General features: G+C 53.2%; 8 tRNA genes and 3 rRNA genes. All 11 read left to right on the top strand.

Features of this window, described 5'->3' with window-relative positions:
- Positions 1 to 496, top strand: a 16S ribosomal RNA gene (locus tag H7U36_RS14880); the annotation flags it as partial.
- 195 nt (positions 497 to 691) lie between these two features.
- Positions 692 to 768 (top strand) — tRNA-Ile (locus H7U36_RS14875).
- A 10-nt stretch (positions 769 to 778) separates the two neighbouring features.
- A tRNA-Ala gene (locus H7U36_RS14870) sits at positions 779 to 854 on the top strand.
- 267 nt (positions 855 to 1,121) lie between these two features.
- Positions 1,122 to 3,963: ribosomal RNA gene (locus H7U36_RS14865) — 23S ribosomal RNA — on the top strand.
- Positions 3,964 to 4,050: 87 nt separating this feature from the next.
- A tRNA-Lys gene (locus tag H7U36_RS14860) sits at positions 4,051 to 4,126 on the top strand.
- A gap of 2 nt (positions 4,127 to 4,128) precedes the next feature.
- Positions 4,129 to 4,203 (top strand) — tRNA-Glu (locus tag H7U36_RS14855).
- A gap of 121 nt (positions 4,204 to 4,324) precedes the next feature.
- Positions 4,325 to 4,440, top strand: a 5S ribosomal RNA gene (gene rrf / locus H7U36_RS14850).
- A 42-nt stretch (positions 4,441 to 4,482) separates the two neighbouring features.
- Positions 4,483 to 4,558 (top strand) — tRNA-Asn (locus H7U36_RS14845).
- Positions 4,559 to 4,624: 66 nt separating this feature from the next.
- Positions 4,625 to 4,701, top strand: a tRNA-Ile gene (locus H7U36_RS14840).
- A 3-nt stretch (positions 4,702 to 4,704) separates the two neighbouring features.
- Positions 4,705 to 4,780, top strand: a tRNA-Trp gene (locus H7U36_RS14835).
- 39 nt (positions 4,781 to 4,819) lie between these two features.
- Positions 4,820 to 4,893, top strand: a tRNA-Asp gene (locus tag H7U36_RS14830).
- The last annotated feature ends 2 nt before the right edge of the window (positions 4,894 to 4,895 follow it).

The raw sequence follows: 4,895 nt of genomic DNA, 5'->3' as shown, positions 1-4,895 counted from the left end.
GAGACAGGTGGTGCATGGTTGTCGTCAGCTCGTGTCGTGAGATGTTGGGTTAAGTCCCGCAACGAGCGCAACCCTTATTGTTAGTTGCTACGCAAGAGCACTCTAGCGAGACTGCCGTTGACAAAACGGAGGAAGGTGGGGACGACGTCAAATCATCATGCCCCTTATGTCCTGGGCCACACACGTACTACAATGGTGGTTAACAGAGGGAGGCAATACCGCGAGGTGGAGCAAATCCCTAAAAGCCATCCCAGTTCGGATTGCAGGCTGAAACCCGCCTGTATGAAGTTGGAATCGCTAGTAATCGCGGATCAGCATGCCGCGGTGAATACGTTCCCGGGCCTTGTACACACCGCCCGTCACACCATGAGAGTCGGGAACACCCGAAGTCCGTAGCCTAACCGCAAGGAGGGCGCGGCCGAAGGTGGGTTCGATAATTGGGGTGAAGTCGTAACAAGGTAGCCGTATCGGAAGGTGCGGCTGGATCACCTCCTTTCTAAGGAGACTTCAACGGAAGTAGTTTTCTGTTGTAACGTCCTAAGGTCAGCTTTCTGGAGCGAATGGCTTTCACGTTGTTTAATTTAGAGGGTACACGCGTCAAGAACATATGCCGGTGGCATATGTTTAGCGGGTACCGCGGCGGCTGTGCCGACGCGGGCCAGGCGAAAGAGAAGCGAATGGCACCTTGAACGGGCCCATAGCTCAGCTGGCTAGAGCGCACGACTGATAATCGTGAGGTCGGTGGTTCGAGTCCACTTGGGCCCACCACCAAAACCCTGGGGGTTTAGTTCAGCTGGTAGAACACCTGCTTTGCAAGCAGGGGGTCACCGGTTCGAGTCCGGTAACCTCCACCAATTTAAGAATGGATTTTAACACTCAAGGGATTGAGTGTTAAAATCTGGCCTTAAAGGCTGGAAGGCGGCACCTTGAAAACTGAACAATGTAGATCGAAAGTACAAGAGCAAGCAACAGAGGGCAAAACAGCAATGTTGTGGAACTAAGATAGAATGGCGAAAGCCGTTCTAGTAAGGGTAAAAACAATGGAGCTAATTGCAAAACTTCTGTGATGCCTGCATAATTCATGATTTTGAGAACAGCTCAGAGATGAGACTGTTCTACAAGGTCAAGCTAGAAAGAGCGCAAGGGGAATGCCTTGGCATCAGGAGCCGAAGAAGGACGTGACAAGCTGCGATAAGCTGCGGTGAGCTGCACATAAGCTTTGACCCGCAGATTTCCGAATGGGGAAACCCGGCAGAGCAATACTCTGTCAGCGTGCGTTGAATCAAATAGGCGTACGCGGGGAACCGCCTGAACTGAAACATCTAAGTAGGGCGAGGAAGAGAAATCAACCGAGATTCCGCTAGTAGTGGCGAGCGAACGCGGAAGAGGGCAAACCGGAGGATTTATCCTCCGGGGTTGTGGACAGTTTTTTAGCAACTGGAACTAGGAGAACGGTATGGGAAGGCCGGCCATAGCGGGTGATAGCCCCGTATCCGAAAGGGAAGGTTGTGCGACTGGATCCAGAGTACCGCCGGACACGTGAAACCCGGTGGGAAGCTGGGGGGACCACCCTCCAACCCTAAATACTACCTGATGACCGATAGAGGAGCAGTACCGTGAGGGAAAGGTGAAAAGGACCCCGGGAGGGGAGTGAAAGAGAACCTGAAACCTTGTGCTTACAAGCACTCAAAGCCCGTTAAAGGGTGATGAGGTACCTTTTGTAGAATGGTCCGGCGAGTTATTGTTACTGGCAAGCTTAAGGCATTCAGTGCCGGAGGCGAAGGGAGACCGAGTCTGAATAGGGCGTATGAAGTCAGTGGCAATAGACCCGAAACCGGGTGACCTATCCATGGGCAGGTTGAAGTGGGGGTAAAACCCCATGGAGGACCGAACGCACGCCCGTTGCAATGGTCGGCGATGACCTGTGGATAGCGGTGAAATTCCAATCGAACTCGGAGATAGCTGGTTCTCCCCGAAATAGCTTTAGGGCTAGCGTTGGCTTAGATTACCGGAGGTAAAGCACTGAATGGGCTAGGGGCCGATAAGGTTACTGAACCCTATCAAACTCTGAATGCCGGATAATTGATGGCCAGCAGTCAGTCTACGTGAGATAAGTCTCGTGGACAAAAGGGAAACAGCCCAGACCCACAGCTAAGGTCCCAAAGATACGCTAAGTGGAAAACGATGTGGAGTTGCGAAAACAACCAGGATGTTGGCTTAGAAGCAGCCACTCATTAAAAGAGTGCGTAATAGCTCACTGGTCGAGTGACTCTGCGCGGAAAATATAACGGGGCTAAGCGTAACACCGAAGCTTGGGCTGCACAGCAATGTGCGGGGTAGGGGAGCGTCGAATATGGGGTGAAGTCGCAGCGGAAGCAGCGGTGGACTGTATTCGAGTGAGAATGCCGGAATGAGTAGCGAGAATTATGTGGGAATCATAATGGCCGAAAATCTAAGGTTTCCTGGGGAAGGTTCGTCCGCCCAGGGTAAGCCGGGAGCTAAGGCGAGGCCGAAAGGCGTAGTCGATGCACATACGGTTGAAATTCCGTAGCCACCGAACCTTAAGTACACTGACACATGGAGATAGCGGGACCCGGGCGTTGGTTGACCCGGGCGTAAGGGACCGAACTTTAGTAGGGAAGTCCGCGATGCTCTGTGGCGAGAAAAGGTGTATGGTATGCTAAGGTGCCCGTACCGCAAACCGACACAGGTAGATGAGGAGAGAATCCTAAGGCCAACGGGAGAAGGGTTGTTAAGGAACTCGGCAAAATGACCCCGTAACTTCGGGATAAGGGGAGCCTCCTACGGGAGGCCGCAGCGAATAGGCCCAAGCGACTGTTTACCAAAAACACAGGTCTCTGCTAAATCGAAAGATGACGTATAGGGGCTGACGCCTGCCCGGTGCTGGAAGGTTAAGAGGAGATGTTAGCCGCAAGGCGAAGCATTGAATCGAAGCCCCAGTAAACGGCGGCCGTAACTATAACGGTCCTAAGGTAGCGAAATTCCTTGTCAGGTAAGTTCTGACCCGCACGAATGGCGTAACGACTTGGGCGCTGTCTCAACAGCCCACCCGGCGAAATTGTTGTACTGGTGAAGAAGCCAGTTACCCGCAACTAGACGGAAAGACCCCATGGAGCTTTACTGTAGCTTAATACTGGAAATCGGTAAATCATGTACAGGATAGGTGGGAGACTTGGAAGCCAGGGCGTCAGCTTTGGTGGAGTCAACCTTGGGATACCACCCTTGATTTGCTGGTTTTCTAACCTGCGGCCGTGAATCCGGTCGGGGGACACTGTTAGGTGGGCAGTTTGACTGGGGCGGTCGCCTCCTAAAAGGTAACGGAGGCGCTCAAAGGTTCGTTCAGCACGGACGGAAACCGTGCAGTGAGTGTAAACGCATAAACGAGCCTAACTGCGAGACCGACGGGTCGAGCAGTAACGAAAGTTGGAGTTAGTGATCCGGCGGTATGCAAGTGGAAGTGCCGTCGCTCAACGGATAAAAGCTACCCTGGGGATAACAGGCTGATCTCCCCCAAGCGTCCACAGCGACGGGGAGGTTTGGCACCTCGATGTCGGCTCGTCACATCCTGGGGCTGTATTCGGTCCCAAGGGTTCGGCTGTTCGCCGATTAAAGTGGCACGCGAGCTGGGTTCAGAACGTCGTGAGACAGTTCGGTCCCTATCTGTTGCGGGCGTAAGAGATTTGAAGGGAGCTGTCCTTAGTACGAGAGGACCGGGATGGACGTACCTCTGGTGCACCAGTTGTCCTGCCAAGGGCATAGCTGGGTAGCTATGTACGGACGAGATAAACGCTGAAGGCATCTAAGCGTGAAACTCCCCCTAAGATTAGATCTCTCATTCGAAAGAAGTAAGGCACGACGTAGACTATGTCGTTGATAGGCCGGAGGTGGAAGCACGGTAACGTGTGCAGCTGACCGGTACTAATAAGCCGAGGGCTTGACCTTAACATGGATGATTGCAGGCGCTTGCGAAGTGCGGAAGATTTACATTGTTCGGTTTTGAGGGTGCAGCACCCTGGATGGTGGCGACAAGCGCCTTTAGCTCAGCTGGTAGAGCAACTGACTCTTAATCAGTGGGTCCCCGGTTCGAATCCGTGAAGGCGCACCAATGGCCCGTTGGTCAAGCGGCTAAGACGGCGGCCTCTCACGCCGCAAACGTGGGTTCGATTCCCGCACGGGTCACCATCATTTTTCTCTTGACAAAGAGGAAGAAAATGAATATAATGACTTATCGTTGAGAAGAACGGTAAGGAGAAGAAAGTTGTTAGAGTTTCTTTTGCTTACTTTTCTTTTCAAAGGAAAGTAAGTTGGTGTTGATTGCGGTGAGGGTCCACCCGTTCCCATCCCGAACACGGAAGTTAAGCTCACCTGCGCCGAAAATACTTGTCTGGAGACGGACCGGGAAGATAGGTAACGCCGACACAAGAGAAGGGTCTGGCCTGACCAGGCCGGACCCTTTCATATTCCTCCTTAGCTCAGTCGGTAGAGCATGCGGCTGTTAACCGCAGGGTCGTTGGTTCGAGTCCAACAGGGGGAGCCAGAATGTGGCTTGCCGCCACAGTTGCTGTGACGGCAAGCCTACTTTTTAAACGCTGTGGAACGGTATGGGCCTTTAGCTCAGTTGGTTAGAGCAGCCGGCTCATAACCGGTCGGTCCACGGTTCGAGCCCGTGAAGGCCCACCATTTAGGGGTATAGCTCAGCTGGTAGAGCATCGGTCTCCAAAACCGAGTGCCGAGGGTTCGAATCCTTCTGCCCCTGCCATGACAAATTACAGCGACCGCTGTCTTTTGATAGAAAGATGGCGCGGTAGTTCAGTTGGTTAGAACGCCGGCCTGTCACGCCGGAGGTCGAGGGTTCAAGTCCCTTCCGCGTCGCC

It is taken from the genome of Faecalicatena fissicatena (genome assembly GCF_016900595.1).
In the GTDB taxonomy this organism is placed as follows: Bacteria; Bacillota; Clostridia; order Lachnospirales; family Lachnospiraceae; genus Claveliimonas; species Claveliimonas intestinigallinarum.
Note: the sequence above shows the minus strand (reverse complement) of the source record. Positions and strands in the feature narration are given on the sequence as shown.